The 16,046-nt window shown below is 37.5% G+C and carries 15 protein-coding genes and 1 riboswitch; of the genes, 12 read left to right on the top strand and 3 right to left on the bottom strand.

The window, feature by feature from the left end; translation table 11 throughout:
* The first annotated feature begins 77 nt into the window (after positions 1-77).
* From POF52_RS07115 to POF52_RS07095, 5 genes are all read left to right on the top strand, one after another.
* Positions 78-518, top strand: a complete 441-nt coding sequence (locus POF52_RS07115) for a mannose/fructose/sorbose PTS transporter subunit IIA (protein WP_014460796.1) — start codon at positions 78-80, stop codon at positions 516-518.
* On the top strand, positions 515-1,009 hold the full coding sequence (locus POF52_RS07110; RefSeq protein WP_013056296.1) for a PTS system mannose/fructose/N-acetylgalactosamine-transporter subunit IIB: 495 nt from the start codon (positions 515-517) through the stop codon (positions 1,007-1,009). The genes POF52_RS07115 and POF52_RS07110 overlap by 4 nt, the downstream gene beginning before the upstream one ends.
* Positions 1,010-1,021: 12 nt before the next feature.
* Positions 1,022-1,828: a PTS mannose/fructose/sorbose transporter subunit IIC gene (locus POF52_RS07105; protein WP_013056297.1), complete on the top strand. Its 807-nt coding sequence runs from the start codon at positions 1,022-1,024 to the stop codon at positions 1,826-1,828.
* A 26-nt stretch (positions 1,829-1,854) separates the two neighbouring features.
* Positions 1,855-2,682 carry a mannose/fructose/sorbose PTS transporter subunit IID gene (locus POF52_RS07100; RefSeq protein WP_013056298.1) on the top strand — a complete coding sequence of 276 codons (828 nt, stop codon included), beginning with the start codon at positions 1,855-1,857 and terminating at the stop codon, positions 2,680-2,682.
* An 86-nt stretch (positions 2,683-2,768) separates the two neighbouring features.
* On the top strand, positions 2,769-6,347 hold the full coding sequence (locus tag POF52_RS07095; protein WP_271991349.1) for a GH32 C-terminal domain-containing protein: 3,579 nt from the start codon (positions 2,769-2,771) through the stop codon (positions 6,345-6,347).
* Positions 6,348-6,416: 69 nt separating this feature from the next.
* Here the strand turns inward: POF52_RS07095 and POF52_RS07090 are convergent, their stop codons facing one another.
* The 3 genes from POF52_RS07090 to POF52_RS07080 are packed head-to-tail and all read right to left on the bottom strand — an operon-like array spanning position 6,417 to position 8,754.
* Entirely contained in the window at positions 6,417-7,142 is a 726-nt protein-coding gene (locus tag POF52_RS07090; protein ID WP_271991347.1) for an amino acid ABC transporter permease, read from the bottom strand.
* 27 nt (positions 7,143-7,169) lie between these two features.
* Complete coding sequence (locus POF52_RS07085) at positions 7,170-7,871, bottom strand: amino acid ABC transporter permease (RefSeq protein ID WP_271991345.1); 702 nt, start codon at positions 7,869-7,871, stop codon at positions 7,170-7,172.
* Positions 7,872-7,914: 43 nt separating this feature from the next.
* Positions 7,915-8,754, bottom strand: coding sequence for a transporter substrate-binding domain-containing protein (locus tag POF52_RS07080; RefSeq protein WP_271991343.1), 840 nt, complete (start codon positions 8,752-8,754; stop codon positions 7,915-7,917).
* Positions 8,755-9,223: 469 nt separating this feature from the next.
* Positions 9,224-9,345: riboswitch (SAM riboswitch) on the top strand.
* Positions 9,346-9,425: 80 nt separating this feature from the next.
* Between POF52_RS07080 and POF52_RS07075 the strand changes: the two genes are divergently transcribed.
* The 7 genes from POF52_RS07075 (at position 9,426) to POF52_RS07045 (ending at position 16,035) form a co-directional block, all read left to right on the top strand.
* On the top strand, positions 9,426-10,244 hold the full coding sequence (locus POF52_RS07075) for a MetQ/NlpA family ABC transporter substrate-binding protein (protein WP_271991341.1): 819 nt from the start codon (positions 9,426-9,428) through the stop codon (positions 10,242-10,244).
* 12 nt (positions 10,245-10,256) lie between these two features.
* The gene (locus POF52_RS07070; protein ID WP_271991339.1) at positions 10,257-11,270 is read left to right on the top strand and encodes a methionine ABC transporter ATP-binding protein; all 1,014 of its coding nucleotides are present in this window, start codon (positions 10,257-10,259) and stop codon (positions 11,268-11,270) included.
* Positions 11,271-11,936, top strand: a complete 666-nt coding sequence (locus POF52_RS07065) for a methionine ABC transporter permease (protein ID WP_271991337.1) — start codon at positions 11,271-11,273, stop codon at positions 11,934-11,936. It abuts the gene before it with no gap.
* Between the two features lie 648 nt (positions 11,937-12,584).
* The gene (locus tag POF52_RS07060) at positions 12,585-13,412 is read left to right on the top strand and encodes a MetQ/NlpA family ABC transporter substrate-binding protein (protein WP_271991335.1); all 828 of its coding nucleotides are present in this window, start codon (positions 12,585-12,587) and stop codon (positions 13,410-13,412) included.
* Positions 13,413-13,468: 56 nt separating this feature from the next.
* On the top strand, positions 13,469-14,551 hold the full coding sequence (locus POF52_RS07055; protein ID WP_271991333.1) for a methionine ABC transporter ATP-binding protein: 1,083 nt from the start codon (positions 13,469-13,471) through the stop codon (positions 14,549-14,551).
* Positions 14,490-15,143 (top strand): methionine ABC transporter permease, encoded by a 654-nt coding sequence (locus POF52_RS07050; protein ID WP_013056305.1) that lies wholly within the window; start codon positions 14,490-14,492, stop codon positions 15,141-15,143. Before POF52_RS07055 ends, POF52_RS07050 begins: the two co-directional genes overlap by 62 nt.
* Before the next feature lie 40 nt (positions 15,144-15,183).
* The gene (locus POF52_RS07045) at positions 15,184-16,035 is read left to right on the top strand and encodes a MetQ/NlpA family ABC transporter substrate-binding protein (protein WP_271991330.1); all 852 of its coding nucleotides are present in this window, start codon (positions 15,184-15,186) and stop codon (positions 16,033-16,035) included.
* The last annotated feature ends 11 nt before the right edge of the window (positions 16,036-16,046 follow it).

Genomic DNA, 16,046 nt, shown 5'->3' with positions numbered 1-16,046 from the left:
AAAGCGCTTAATACTCTTTGTTGGCACGATACTTGCAATAAATAAGTGTAGAACGTAAAAGAGAGGAGCAAGTGTACATGATTTCAGTCATTATTAGTGGACATGGTGATTTCGCGCCAGCGTTAGAGGGGTCTTCCAAAATGATATTTGGTGAAGAGAATCACGTAGTAGCCGTACCTTTTCTAAAAGGAGAGGGTATCCAAACCCTTGAAGAAAAATATAAGCAGGCATTAGAGGAAATGCCCTTAGAAAATGAAGTGCTTTTTCTAGTCGATATTTTCGGAGGTACACCCTACAATGCGGCTACTCCATATATCCTTAAAAATAAAACAGCGGATATGGTATCCGGAGTTAACTTGCCTATGCTATTAGAAGTGTTAGCCATGAGGGAACACGTTACATTAAAAGAGATGCTAGGAAGATTAAAGCAGGTAAATGAAGAAAGTTTTCAAGTGTGCAGTGAACATTTGGAGAAAATCCAGCAAGCGAACCAAATCGGAGAGGATGGATTATTATGAAAATCGTTTTAGCAAGAATTGATGACCGCTTTATTCACGGGCAGGTATTAACAAGATGGATCAAAACAAATGCAGCAGATCGAATTATCATTGTTTCAGATGAGGTGGCAGCGGATGAAATGCGAAAAACGCTTATTCTTTCTGTGGCTCCTTCGAATGTAAAAGCGAGCGCTGTCTCGATTTCTAAAATGACAAAAGCATTTCACAGCCCTCGTTATCAGGATACAACAGCCATGCTGCTGTTTGAAAACCCCGCAGACATTGTCGCTCTTGTTCAAGCGGGCGTACCTATTGAGACAGTAAACGTAGGGGGCATGCGTTTTGCTAATGACCGAAAACAAATCACTAAATCTGTAAGCGTTACCGAAAAAGATATCGATGCTTTTGAGAAACTGCAGGAACTAGGCGTAAAGCTTGAGCTGCGCCAATTACCTTCAGATTCTAGTGAAAATTTTATTCAACTACTGAGAAACGAAACAAAAATCAAATAAGGAGATGAGTTTATGTCTTCCATACAAATTATTTTATTATTAGTCATTGCAGCAGTAACTGGCATCGCAAGCGTGTTGGACGAAGGGCAATCCCATCGTCCTCTCATTGCCTGCACGTTAGTAGGCTTGGTGCTTGGAGATTTAAAAACTGGCATTATTTTAGGTGGAACACTGGAATTAATGGCTCTTGGATGGATGAATGTTGGATTGGCGATGGCACCAGATACGGCTATTGCTTCTGTTATTTCAACTATTTTAGTTATCACAGCTGGTCAGGGGATTGGTGAAGGCATTGCGGTAGCCATAGCTTTAGCAGCTGCAGGGCAAGTACTCACCATTTTTGTTCGTACCATTACGGTATTTTTAATTCATCGAGCTGATAAGTACGCGGAAGAAGGAAACTTTAAAGGAATTGAAATTATGCATATTACTGCTATGGGTTTTCAGGCTCTCCGCGTTATGATTCCAACTTTAATTGTTACATTAATCAGCGTAAGCGCCGTGCAAACTTTCCTCGGAAATATTCCGGAAGTTATTACAAAAGGCCTGCAAATTGGAGGAGGCATTATCGTGGTCGTAGGATATGCCATGGTTATCAATATGATGAACATTCCTCATTTAAAGCCCTTTTTCTATATCGGGTTCTTATTGGCGGCATTTACAGGGTTTAACCTGGTAGGATTTGGAGCGCTGGGTCTTTGTTTAGCACTTCTTTATCAGCAAGTAATGCAGCAGCGAAATCAAATGCAGCCGGCAGGCGTTCCCGCAGCTACAGGGAGCGAACAAGTATATGATGATGACGATGATTTAGATGCCTAAACGGCGAACTTAAGGGAGGGATAGAGATGGAAAATGAAAAAAGATTAACGAAAAAAGATATCTTTAGCATGTTCATTCGTTCGAATTTTTTACTTGGTTCATTTAACTTTGAGCGTGTTCAAGCAATGGGCTACTGTTATGTTATGATTCCAGCAATCAAACGCTTATATGGACCAGGAGCTCAGCGAAATGCAGCATTAAAGCGTCACTTAGAATGGTTCAATACACACCCATGGATTTCCGCACCTATATTCGGCGTCACGGCAGCAATGGAAGAAGAAATGGCAAACAAAAAAGATTTTGATGAAAAAGCTATCAGCGGAATGAAAATTGGATTAATGGGCCCGCTTGCTGGTGTAGGAGACCCTATTTTCTGGGGAACGCTTCGACCAGTTCTCGCAGCCCTAGGCGCCTCGCTTGCGTTAGGCGGTAATATTGCCGGGCCACTGCTGTTTTTCATCTTAATTAATGCAATTCGATTAAGTACAAAATATTATGGATTAAAATATGGCTACTTAAAAGGAACAGAAATTTTAAAAGATTTAGTAGGCAATCGAATTCAAAAACTGACGGAAGGTGCATCCATTTTAGGACTCTTCGTAATGGGAGCGTTGGTTTCGAAATGGACCACTATTAATATACCAGTGGTTGTTTCTAGGATCAAAGATGATTCTGGTAAAGTTGTGGTAAAAACCGTGCAAGACGTACTTGATAGTATTCTACCGGGGCTGCTTCCTTTAGCACTAACTCTATTAGTAGCATGGATGCTTCGAAAAGGTACAAATCCGCTGCTTATTATTTTCGGTATTTTCTTAATTGGTATAGGGGGTTATTGGATAGGCTTTTTAGGATGATAAATAAGAGGAGCCATCTATTCTTCTAGCATCTGCTGGTGAAAATGTTTTACATAACCAGTATGCAAATAAAGGAGGAAAGGAAGATGAAAAGAACCGTTAAAAAGTTATTGATGATTGGAGTCGCTTGTTCCATAAGCTTGTTTTCTGCATGCCCTGTATTAGCTGATAATACAGGGTATTATCAAGAAAAATACCGGAATCAATTTCATTTTTCTCCAGAAGCGAACTGGATGAACGATCCAAATGGAATGGTCTATTATAACGGAGAGTATCATCTTTTTTATCAGTATTATCCTTACGGTACCACTTGGGGGCCTATGCACTGGGGGCATGCAGTTAGTACAGATTTAGTGAAATGGAAACACCTGCCGATTGCTCTTTCTCCAGACGAGAACGGAGAGATTTTTTCCGGAAGTGCCGTTATCGATTGGAATAATACCGCAGGGTTTGGAAAAGAAGCAATGGTAGCTATCTTTACACACTTGGGCAGAAAAGGACAAGTGCAAAGTCTAGCATACAGCAAGGACAGGGGAAGAACGTGGACCAAGTATGAAGGAAACCCTATTATGCCGAATCCCCCAGTTCCTGACTGGCGCGACCCAAAAGTGTTTTGGCATGACCAAACCAAGCAGTGGGTGATGTCTTTAGCTGCTAAAGATAAAATTATGTTTTATACATCACCTGACTTGAAAAATTGGAAATACGCAAGTGAGTTTGGACCTGATGGAGGCATCCAAGCAAACGGTCAAAGCGGTGCATACTCATATACTTTATCCGAACAAAAAGGTCAATCCTTTACTCTAGAGGGGGAAATTACGCTTGTAGAAAAGAATGGACGCGCAGGCGCAGGCGGTCTTGTTTTTCGTTCTAATAAAGACGCAACAAACGCATATACCGTCAATTTAGATGCAGAAAAGAACCTCTTAACACTTAACAAAGTAGAGAAAGGAAGCGTAACGACTGTTGTTTCAAAGCCAATGAGGCTTGATACATCACAAGCATATCATGTAAAAGTAGAAGCAAACAGTCACTACTTTAAGGTACTGCTAAATGGAAAACAGGTTCTAGAAGGCAGTGATGCATCTTTTGAAAATGGTCAGTTTGGATTAACAGCATGGAATTCCACAGCTGTCTTTCGTCATGTTAAATTTACGAATCAATCTAATTTCATAACCAATCTATCTAACTGGAAACCTGTTACGGGAACATGGAATGATACTGCTGATGGAAAAACCGGTAAATCTGACAGCGACGGATACATTATGAGTGAAGAACAGGGAGATCAGTTTATTTACGAGTCAAATATGACATTTTTAGATGAAAACCCTGGTTCAGGTGCACTACTCTTTCGGGCAGACGCGGAAGCCAAAAACGGATATATAGCTAGCGTGGATGCTTCTAAGGATACAATCAAACTAGTAAAGCTTCAAAATGGCATTTCAACTGTCCTTGCCGAAACAAATGAAAAAATTGATACGAGCAAATCACATCAAGTAAAAGTAACTGCATCTGGAAATGAACTTGATTTGTATATAGACGATAACTTCACCCTTACTGCAAAAGATGAAACTTTTTCAAAAGGATTGTTTGGACTACACGTTAATCAATCTTCAGTCCGGTTTCAAGACGTTAACATGACCAAGTTTATTGATACAGATGAAAAAGAAATTAAAAATAAAAGTTTTGAAACAGGCGATCTCACCGGCTGGAAAACGATAAAAGGAAATGCATTCACAAACGATCATGTAACGGATGCAACCGCAAATTGGAGCGGTCTCTTTGAACAAAAAGGAAAGTATCATTTATGGGGGTTTTCCGATAAGCAAGATGGTGATAATGCTACTGGAGAATTACATTCATCTTATTTTAAATTGAGCGGATCAGGTGAAATCAATTTGTTAATGGGAGGCGGAAACGACCCCGCAAACCGCTATGTCTCCTTAGTCAGGGCCTCTGACGATAAAGAATTGATTCGTCAAGCGAATACAAAGTTTGCAGATGAAAAGTATCAGCGCTACGTATGGGATGCTTCTAAGTATATAGGAGAAGTATTGTACATTAAAGCCGTTGATCAAGCTGTAGGCGGATGGGGGCATATTAATCTAGATGATGTTAATGTATTTAATACAGAAAAAATGCCGGATAAAGTAGACAGTGTAGCAAAAGAACCGGAGGAAGTTAAACAAAGGGAAGGCGGAGAGCTTTCAGATTGGAATACTGTGTCAGGAGAATGGGTGAAATCAACTCATGGAAGCAACGGAGGGATTTGGGAGTGTCCTACTTTACTCGAACTGCCGGTTGATGGAGACAGCACAAAGAAAAAATGGGTGCTGCAGGTCAGCATCAATGATGGAGCGGCAGCTGGAGGTTCAGGTATGCAGTACTTTGTTGGTGATTTTGACGGAAAAACATTTAAAAATGAAAACCCGCCAGAGAAAGTGCTTTGGACAGATTATGGTGCCGACTTTTATGCTGCTGTAGATTGGAGCGGAGTTGAAGGAGATAACGGAGAAAAGTATTGGCTAGGCTGGATGAGCAACTGGCAATATGCCAACAATACCCCAACTACTACTTGGAGAAGCTCTATGTCAATTCCAAGAAAAATAGAACTCACCAACACAGCAAAAGGACTTCGTTTAAAACAAATACCTGTTTCAATTGATTCAATTCGCAATAAGCAAGAAAAAAAGGTGTTGAAGAATCTGATGGTCGTTGAAAATAAAAATCTTCTTTCAGGCATACCGGAAAATAAATATGAAATTATGGCAGAATTCGATGTTTCTAATACAGATGCACAAGAATTTGGTTTTCAAATTCAAAAAGAAGGCAGTGAAAATACAAAAGTCAGCTATAACGTAAACAAGCAGCGATTATTTGTTGACCGAACAAACTCTGGAAATTTTGATTTTGGTGAAGATGTGAAAGGCAAACACTCTGCTTCCATGCTTCCAAAAGATGGAAAGGTTAAGCTTCATATGTTTGTAGACCAGTCATCTGTAGAAGTATTTGGTAATGACGGCACGGAAGTAATAACAGATCAGCTCTTTCCAACGCTTTCAAGCAATAAAATAAGGCTTTATAGCAAAGGAGGAGCTGTGAAATTGAATTCCCTGAAGATGTATCCATTAAAATCTATTTGGAATAAAAGTCCTGTTGAGACAAACTTATCAGGGTGGAAAAGCATTAGCGGACTATGGGCCGATACGATTAATGGAAAACAAGGACGAAGCAAAGAAGATGCCTTTGCTTTATCATCAGAAAAAGCAAAGAATTTTATATATGAGGCAAAGATAAAGGTATTAGACGATCCTGTTTCAAATTCTACAGGAGCAGGAGCGCTAGTATTCCGTTCGGGTGAACAGGCAAATAACGCTTACGCTGCGAATGTAGATGTGCTTAATAATCAAGTGAAACTCATTGCGTTTAGAGGCGGAATAGGCAAGGATCTCATTATTTACGATGATGGGGGAAAGCTGGATTTAAAAACAAATACGGATTATCGCTTGAAAGTAACGGCTGAAGGAGAACACATTCAAGTTTATCTCGATGATAAGCTTGTGATTGATGCAGTGGACCATACCTTTTCAGAAGGCTATGCCGGGTTGAATGTGTGGAATTCTACTAGTTTGTTTAATGAAGTGAAGTTTGAAACAGCGGATTAAGGGATTGTGAAAGCTGCCGTTTACTAAGGCAGCTTTCTTGATCAATTTATAATAATTTTTCTACAGGGGCTAAGAAGCTGAACGCACTTCTTCTCTTAATTCGTAATGACTAAGCTTTTTCTCAATGACTACAAACAGCCTTTCAAAGAAAAAGCAAAGAATCCAGTAAATAAGTGAAGCGACCAGATACATTTCTAAATATCTATATCCATCATTGGCGATGACCTTAGATATCGCCATAATTTCAACTACTTTTACCGCAAAAGCAAGAGAAGTGGCTTTAATTAAACTAATAAAAATGTTTCCAAGGTTAGGAATAGCGGCTACTAAAGATTGGGGGAAGATAATTCTTTTAATAGCTTGAAAAGTAGTCATTCCTATTGAATATGCAGCTTCAAATTGACCACGGTCAATGGTTTGAATAGAAGAACGGAATACCTCTGATTGATAAGCAGAGGTATTTAATGTGTACGCAATTAAAGCATAAATTAAAGGTGAAATAGTATCCCCACCTAAGTGCCATCCTTGAGTCTGGTTTAGAAATTCTATAAAAATAGGGATTCCGTAGAAAAATACATAGAGCTGTACGAGCAATGGAGTGCCTCTCATAAATGAGACGTATATAACAGCTATTTGCTTTAGCAGTGGAATTTTATATATTCTGCATACCGCAATGAAAAGACCAAAAATACTTCCTAACGCCATTGAAATGATCGATATTGTTAGTGTTAAAGGCACACCTTTTAAGACTTCAGGAGTTTGCTCCAAAGCAAATCGCAAATCAATAATAGGCAATCATGTTCACTCCTTTACTAGTGCAGGTTATTTAGAAATGCTGACCCTGCCTTTTTTAAGATGTTTCTCTAAATAACTGACTATGATTTCAATTACGATACATATGCTCCAATAAACAAGTGAAATCGTAACATAGATTTCAAACATAGCTATTCCATAGTTGTTGCCCAAAATGAGGCGAACTTGCCCCATAATATCAATAATCCCAATGCTAAAAGCAAGTGCAGTATCTTTTAATAATGAAATCGTAGCATTTCCTACATTAGGTAGTGCTGCTACAAACGCTTGAGGAAGGATAATTCTTCTTAAGGATTGAAAATAATTCATGCCTATACTATACGCTGCTTCGAACTGCCCTTTATCAATCGAAAAATATGCTGAACGAATAACTTCTGATAAAGGAGCGGCAGTATGTAAGGAAAAAGCAATCACCAAGAAAGTGATGCGACTCCAGCTGTTAATGTCGATATGGACAAGGAGCAGCAGCTGAGGAAGGCCAAAGTATACAAGAAACAGCTGAACAAGCAGCGGTGTACAGCGCATAAAAGATAAATAGATGGTAGCCATTTTAGAAAGAACAGGCTTTTTTTGAATGCGTATCAGGGCAATCGCGAAACCTAAAAGCAACGAAAAAAGTAGAGAAAGGCCTAACATAAATAGCGTTAAAGGAAGTTTATCTACCACTTGCCACAATAGTTTTAACCAATCATGAAAATCACTACTAATCATATCTCACCCCGCCTTAATGATGAATTCTTATACTCATTTAATCTTAAAAATTGAAGTTTTGTTGATTAATATACTTTAAGTCTTTAAAGAAGTTTACTTTAAACCATTTTTTTGCCAAGTTTTCTAGCGTCCCTTGATTTTGTAGTTCGACTGTAGCTTTATCAATTTTATCAGCAAGTTTTTGATTATTTTTATTAAAGACTAACCAAGTTGGTTCTTTTGATACAATGCCTCCTACTTTTAAATTTAATTTGAGCTGTTTTTGTACTTCGTTAAATGTTGTTACGTTTAAAAAAATAGCATCCGCTTTACCTTTATCCACCAACTTTAAGTTTTCTGCTGTAGAAGGGTTATCCATGCTTTCTAATTTTAGAGGCTTAGTGGGATGTTCTTTGTTATAAGCATTTAAAATAGCGCGCAATCCACCCGTAGCCGATACAGGTGGAAACTTTTTACCTACCATATTGTTAAGTGTTTTGATATCATTTCGTGATTTTTGCGTCACTAAAGCCGTTAAAGAATAACCATATTCATGTGCAGGATAAAGAAACTTTTCTTCACGTTCAGGGTTTTTAAAGAACCAGTTGATGGCGAAATCATATTTTCCTGTCGAGACACCTACCAAATTTGTTTCTTCTTCTCCAAGGGTGTATTCAAATTCATACTCTGGAAGTTTTTTTTCAAGCTGCTTTAAATAATCCATATCATATCCAATAGGTTCATTCTGTTCGTCCGTAAATAGAAAAGGCGGATTTACTTCATCACTCAAAGCAACTTTGACTACTTTTTTATCTCGGTTTTCTGAACTAGAGCTTTGAGAGCATCCTCCTAAAGCCATAATAAGTCCAATTGCTAAAGTTAAAGTAAAGCATAATTTTTTCATCGTTTTATTCCTCCTAATACTAATTTCTGTTTGACGAGTAATAAAAAGCACCGAAAAAGCTGCTAAAAAGCTTTTTCGGTGCCATTGGTGATCCAGTAGGCGGTGAACATATACACTTACTACCACGGTAGAGGAAGTATATTCTAACAGTGAAAAATTAGTAAATAAAATCCTTACAACTTTCATAATATATATATTACCGATAGAATTAATGTGAATTATACCGATGTATTCCTATTTTTGTCAATATCATAAATACAAAAAAACCTTCTTGCTTAAGTAATAGAAGGCTATTCACTATATAAGAATAAGAAAAGAGAAATCATAAGTTATACAAATCATCTTTTAATTGAGTTTTTATCATACGAATCTTTTGTTATTCCTATACTAAAAATTATATTAAAAATAAACATTGACAATTTTCGGATAATAAAGTTAAATTAATGTAAATAAAACTTTATAAAAACAACTCTTATCAAGAGCGGTGGAGGGACTGGCCCTTTGAAGCCCGGCAACCTAACAATACATGTATTGTTTTGGTGCTAAATCCAGCAATGTGCATGGTATGTACTGTACATTGAAAGATAAGAGAACCGATCGTAAACTATCGCTTCTCTTAATCTTTGAGGGAGGCGTTTTTTTATGGAGAAAATAAAGGAGAGAATAAAAACATGAAAAAAGTAACAAAAGCAATTGGCCTTACCTTAGTAGCAGCATCGCTGTTGGTATCAGCAGCCTGCGGCAAATCAGAAGCACAAGCATTAGATTCGAAAAAAATTACAATTGGTGTAACGGGTGGACCTCACCAGCAAATTACAGAGCAGGTGAAAAAATTAGCCAAGAAAGATGGCATTGATATTACGGTAAAAGTCTTTAACGACTATAACACTCCTAATACAGCATTAGATCAACATGATTTAGATAGTAACAACTATCAAACTCTACCTTTTCTAAAGCAGCAAGTGGAAGATAAAAATTATAAGATTACAGATGTGTTCAAAACAGTAGCTTTTCCGATGGGTATTTATGCAAATAGTATTAAAAATGTTAGTGAGCTCAAAAAAGGAGATAAAATTGCAGTACCAAACGACCCGAGCAATGAATATCGCGCGCTAAAACTATTTGAATCTGCAGGAGTTATTAAGTTAAAAGATGGTGTGAAAACAACGGCTACTAAAAAAGATGTTTCTGAAAATAAGCTTGATCTTCAAATCGTAGAGTTAGAGGCGTCTCAACTTCCGTCTCAGTTGGATGAAGTAGCTGCAGCAGCCATTAATACAAATTTCGCAATGGGAGCGGGATTATCGATTAATGATGATGCAATCTATCATGAAAAAATAAAAAATAATCCATATCCAAACTATTTTGTTGTCCGTACAGAGAATAAACAAGATGACATTATTGATGAATTGGAAAAATATTATCATTCAGATACAATTCGTGCATATATAGAAAAAGAATTTAAAGGTTCCGTTGTACCGGCATTTTAAGGAGGGGCTAGAATGATTGAACTGAAGAAAACTTCTAAAGCCTATAAAGTGAACGGAAAAGCAGTAGAAGCTGTTAAAGATGTTTCGTTAACGATTAATAAAGGTGAAGTATTCGGTGTTATTGGCTATAGCGGAGCTGGAAAGAGCACATTAATCCGCTGCATCAATTTATTGGAAAAACCAACTTCTGGAGAAGTCATCATTGATGGAAAAAATCTATCAAAGCTAAGTAAGCAAGAGCTGCAGAAAACGAGAAGAAAAATCGGCATGATTTTTCAAGGCTACAATTTATTAAAAACGGCAACAGTTTACGACAACATAGCGATTCCATTAAAGCTAGAAGGAGTAAACAAAAAATTAGTTCAGGAGCGCGTAGAAAAATATTTATCAATCGTAGGACTTTTAGATAAACAAAATCATTATCCTTCACAGCTTTCCGGCGGGCAGAAGCAGCGTGTTGCTATTGCTCGTGCGTTAGCGCATGAACCTGAGATTTTATTAAGTGATGAAGCAACTAGTGCGCTTGATCCCGAAACGACCGAAGCCATTTTGAGCTTACTGTTAAAGATTAATAAAGAGCTTGGCTTAACAATCTTTTTAATCACGCATGAGTTAAATGTGGTACAGCGCATTTGTGACAGAATTGCCGTTATGGAAAATGGACACGTCGTAGAAGAAGGTACAGTCGTTTCCCTTTTTACTAACCCTAAGCATCCGACAACAAAACGCTTTGTAGAATCTGAAAATACCTTCACTATTCCGTCTGAAATAATGGCGTCTTATCGCAGTACCGGCAAGCTGGTTTCTTTGCACTTTGTTGGAAATGAGCTTTCAAAAGAACCAGCTTTAGCTTTAGTTTCTCGGAAATTCAATGTATTGCCAAGCATATTAGCAGGGGGAATTGAACAGCTAAAAAACCACACTCTTGGTAAGTTACTCGTTCATTTACGCGGTGAAAAGGAAGAATATGAACAAGCGATTACATACTTAACAAATCAAGGCGTAATTGTAGAGGAGGTAAACTAAATGGCTGCTTTCTTTAATGAGTGGGGAAGTGTAATCTGGGAAGGGTTAGTACAAACTGCTACGATGACCATTATCTCGTTAATTATTGCCATCATCATTGGTTTACCAATGGGAATCTTCTTAGTAATGACAAGACCAGGTGGTCAAGCTGAAAATGTGTGGGTATATCGAACGTGCAACTGGATTATTAATATTATTAGATCCATTCCTTTCATCATTTTATTATTTTTCATCCTTCCATTCACTAAACTAGTTGCTGGTACTACAATTGGCGTACAAGGTGTTATTGTCCCTTTAGTTGTGTATACAGCCCCTTATATAGCTAGGTTAATGGAATCTGCATTACTTGAAGTAGATAAAGGTATCATAGAAGCTTATCAATCAATGGGAATCTCAACTCCAAAAATTATTTGGTGTGTTGTTGTTAGAGAAGCACGTTCAGGTATCATTCTTGGGCTGACAATAGCTACTATTGGTCTTATTGGAGCGACGGCGATGGCAGGGCTTGTTGGAGCAGGAGGGCTTGGAGACATAGCTTTTCAATACGGACACTTACGTTTTGAGCCGACTGTTATGTATACAACCATTTTAATTTTGATTATTATTGTTCAGTTGATACAATCCCTAGGGAATTATTCAGCAAGGAAGTTAAAAAAAGACAGCTGACTATAAAAATAAGAAGCTCACGCATTCTAGGTGCGTGAGCTTCTTATTTAAATGGAACAAATCTTTAGTTCTTCTATAACTAACGGGTGAATGACCGGCAAGTGTTCAGACTATTTCTGTTGATTGCTGAATGGTTTTAATGGATTTTCCTCATTTCATCTTAAAGTTTTATTACTTGTCTATAAAACAAAAGAGGCTCTTCAAACGTTATCGATACGTTTGAAGAGCCTCTGGTTGACCAGACGGCATGATTAATATGAAGTTTATATTAGGTTGATTATTCCGATTTGTAAAGTATTATTTTTGGGCAGTATAAACATTTTGGTTAAATTTTTTAGACTTTTTATCTAATGCTTGATTGAAGCACCTAAGTACAACCAGCCCAAATAAAATATGTAATCTCAAAGTTTACGAATACTAAATTGACAGTTAAAAAGATGTTTGGTATATTTTTCAAAAGGTTTAAAATTCTTATAGGAATTATCGGATTTAAAAATGTTTGTTAAACATATAGTGGAAATAGAACAGTCGACCAGACGAATGGAGACAAAAATGACGAGGATTCCCTCAGAGTTTTTGTCTTTTTTAGTGGCAGCAGATTAACACTATATATTTAATGCATCACAAATGGTGGAGGTAGAGAGGGAAATGAAGAAATTTGTATGGCTTTTTGCATTATTAGCAGTGATTACTGTTGTGGGAGGATGTGGAAATAAAGAAAAAGCATCGGGCCAAAATAGCGACAAGAAAGAAGATGTAGTTCTTAAAGTGGGAGCAGCTTCCACCCCGCATGCCGAAATTTTAAAGTATGTGGAACCCGATTTGAAAAAAGAAGGTATAAAGTTGGATATTGTAAATATTAAAGACGGCATACAGACAAATGAACAAACAGCAAATGGAGAATTAGATGCCAACTATTTTCAGCATACGCCATACTTAGAGCAAACGAATAAAGACAGTGGATTAAATCTTGTCAGCGTGACAAATGTTCATATTGAACCGTTTGGCGTGTATTCTAAAAAAATAAAATCAATTGGCGATTTATCCAAAGGAGCAAAGGTTGCTGTTCCTAACGATCCGGTGAATTTTTCACGTGCACTAGAGCTTTTCGAGGCTAATGGAATCATTGAATTAAACAAGAAACCTGACGGCAGCTCTTATACGGTTGAAGATATTTCAAAGAATAAAAAAAAGCTAGATTTTGTGGCAGTAGATGGTCCGCTTCTTGTCCGCTCTCTTGATGATGTAGAAGCTTCAGCTATCAATACGAATTACGCTCTTGAAGGCGGGTTCAAACCAACTAAAGACGCGTTAATTATTGAAAAGAAAGAGTCTCCTTATGTGAATATTTTAGTGACTACGAAAGAGAAAAAAGATGATAAAAATATTCAACGTTTAGCAAAAGCACTTACTACCGATAAGGTTAAAAAATTTATTAACGACAAATACGATGGAGCAGTCGTTCCAGCTTTTTAATTATATAAATAAAAAAGAAATAGGAATCACAGTTTGAAAGAAAAGGAGGGTTTCTTTTGATAAAGTTTCAACGCGTTTCAAAAGTATTCGAGAGTGGTTCAAAGAAGGTTGAAGCTCTAAAAGACATTGACTTAATGATACAAAAAGGAGACATATTTGGGGTAATTGGATTAAGCGGGGCGGGGAAAAGTACACTGCTTCGAACGATTAATCTGCTGGAGTACCCGACGTCAGGTGAAGTGATCGTAGATGGAGAAAACTTAGCAACGTTGTCTGAAACGGAGCTAAGAAAAAACAAAAAAAGAATCGGCATGATCTTTCAACACTTTAATCTATTAAATTCAAAAACGGTGTTTGAAAATATCGCAATGCCGCTTATATTAAGTGGAAAACAAAAAAAAGACATCAAGGTACGTGTAGAAGAGCTGCTTCATTTTGTAGGTTTGGAAGACAAAGCTGGTGTATATCCCGATCATCTGTCGGGAGGTCAAAAACAGAGAGTGGGCATTGCGCGTGCATTAGCCACAAACCCTTCTATTTTATTATGTGATGAAGCAACTTCGGCATTAGATCCCCATACAACAGAATCTATTTTAAAATTGCTCAAAAAAGTTAATGAAGAATATCAAATTACGATCGTAATAATCACACACGAAATGGAAGTCATTAAGCAAATTTGTAATCGTGTCGCTGTGATGAAGGACGGGAAGATTATTGAAACAGGGAATGTATTTGATATTTTTTCTAATCCACATACTGAAATTGCTAAAAATTTTGTTCAGTCCGTTGTTCGAGATGATATTCCGCAAAACGTGTATGAATTAGTACAAACTAGAAATTCAAATCAGAAGATTTTTAAGATTAGCTTTCTCGGAAGCAATTCCGGTCAATCTGTGATCTCAACCTTATCAAAGCGCTTTAATGTACAGGTGAACATTTTACTGGGAAACATTACGGAGTTACAGGGCATTCCATTTGGGCACTTAATTATTGAATTAATTGGCACACAAGAAGAAATAGATCGAGCTGAACTATATGCACTCCAGCAAAATATAAAAATAGAAGAGGTGGTTGAGAATGTTAGAAGTAAGCCAAGAGTTGATACTAGCGGCTTTGTGGGAAACACTGTACATGGTTAGTGCTTCCCTGCTTTTTGGGGCTTTAATTGGAATTCCTTTAGGAATTCTACTTGTTGTAACACGCAAGGGTCATATTCTTGAAAATCGAGTTATTTTTTCAATTTTAAATCCTATTGTAAATATTTTCCGTTCGATTCCGTTCATTATTTTACTTGTAGCGATCATCCCATTTACAAGGTTCATCGTCGGAACGACTATCGGTACAACGGCGGCTATTGTTCCGCTGGTTTTACATATTGGACCTTATATGGCTAGACTCGTTGAAAATTCTTTGCTTGAAGTAAATGAAGGTATTATTGAAGCAGCGCAAGCGATGGGTGCTTCTAAAACTCAAATTGTATTCCGTTTTTTAATTCCAGAGGCCTTTCCCTCTCTTATTTTAAGCTTAACAACTGTCACAATTGGGTTAATTGGAGCAACGGCAATGGCCGGTGCTATCGGAGGCGGGGGGCTTGGTGATTTAGCTATTACTTACGGCTATCAGCGCTTCAGCACGATTACGATTGTAGTCACCGTTGTGCTTCTTATCATTATTGTTCAAGGTATTCAATCTTTAGGGAACATCATAGAACGCAAGATTAGAAGAGTGTAAACACGTATTAGAAGCAAGTTTTTTAAAAGGGGAGTTATAAATGAAAAAACCGATATTTCTGCTTCTGCTGTTGTTCATCCTCGTCATAACAGGATGTTCTAATTCCTCATCCAGTGCCAATAGTAAAGAAGCTAAAATTAAAGTAGGCATTCGAAGTTCTGAACTTAGGACGTGGGAATTTATAAAAGAGAAAGCAAAAAAACAAGGCCTGGATATAGAACTTGTGAATTTTTCTTCAGCTTACGATCCTAATCAAGCCTTAGCTGAAGGAGAAATAGATGTAAATGCGTTTCAGCACGTTGCTTATTTAGACTCATTTAATCAAAAGAACGGAACGGATATTGTGCCAATTGGAACGACCATCATTGCCCCTCTAGGTCTTTATTCTGAAAAATATAAATCATTAAAAGACATTCCAAACGGTGCTCAAATTGCTGTTCCAAATGATCCTTCCAACTGGGGAAGAGCACTAGTTTTGCTGCAGGAAGCAGATTTAATCACAGTGGTCGAAGGTTTTGATGGTAACGGAGGAGAGGACAAAATTAAAAGCAATCCTAAAAACTTAAAAATTGTTCCCGTTGATTCGGCAAGCACTCCCCGCGTCATGCAAGATACCGCGGCTTCCATTATTAACAACGGTGTAGCTGTGGAAGCGGGTCTAAGCTTAAAGGACGCACTCATTCATGAAAATAAAACAGCGAAGCCCTATATTAATGTCATCGCTGCAAGGAAAAAAAATCAGGATAATACGTATTTCAAGAAGCTAGTAAAAGTATATCAATCAAAAGGTACGGCGGCCTTTATTAAAAAAACATACAAAGGAAACTATATTCCAACGTTTATTAGCTTGAAAGAATTGAATACGTACAAAGACACGTATAAAACAAAATAAGTACTAAATAG

The organism is Priestia sp. AB (assembly GCF_028369225.1).
GTDB classification, from domain to species: Bacteria; Bacillota; Bacilli; order Bacillales; family Bacillaceae_H; genus Priestia; species Priestia megaterium.
The sequence above is the reverse complement of the archived record's forward strand: the minus strand, read 5'-3'. Positions and strand labels throughout refer to the sequence as shown.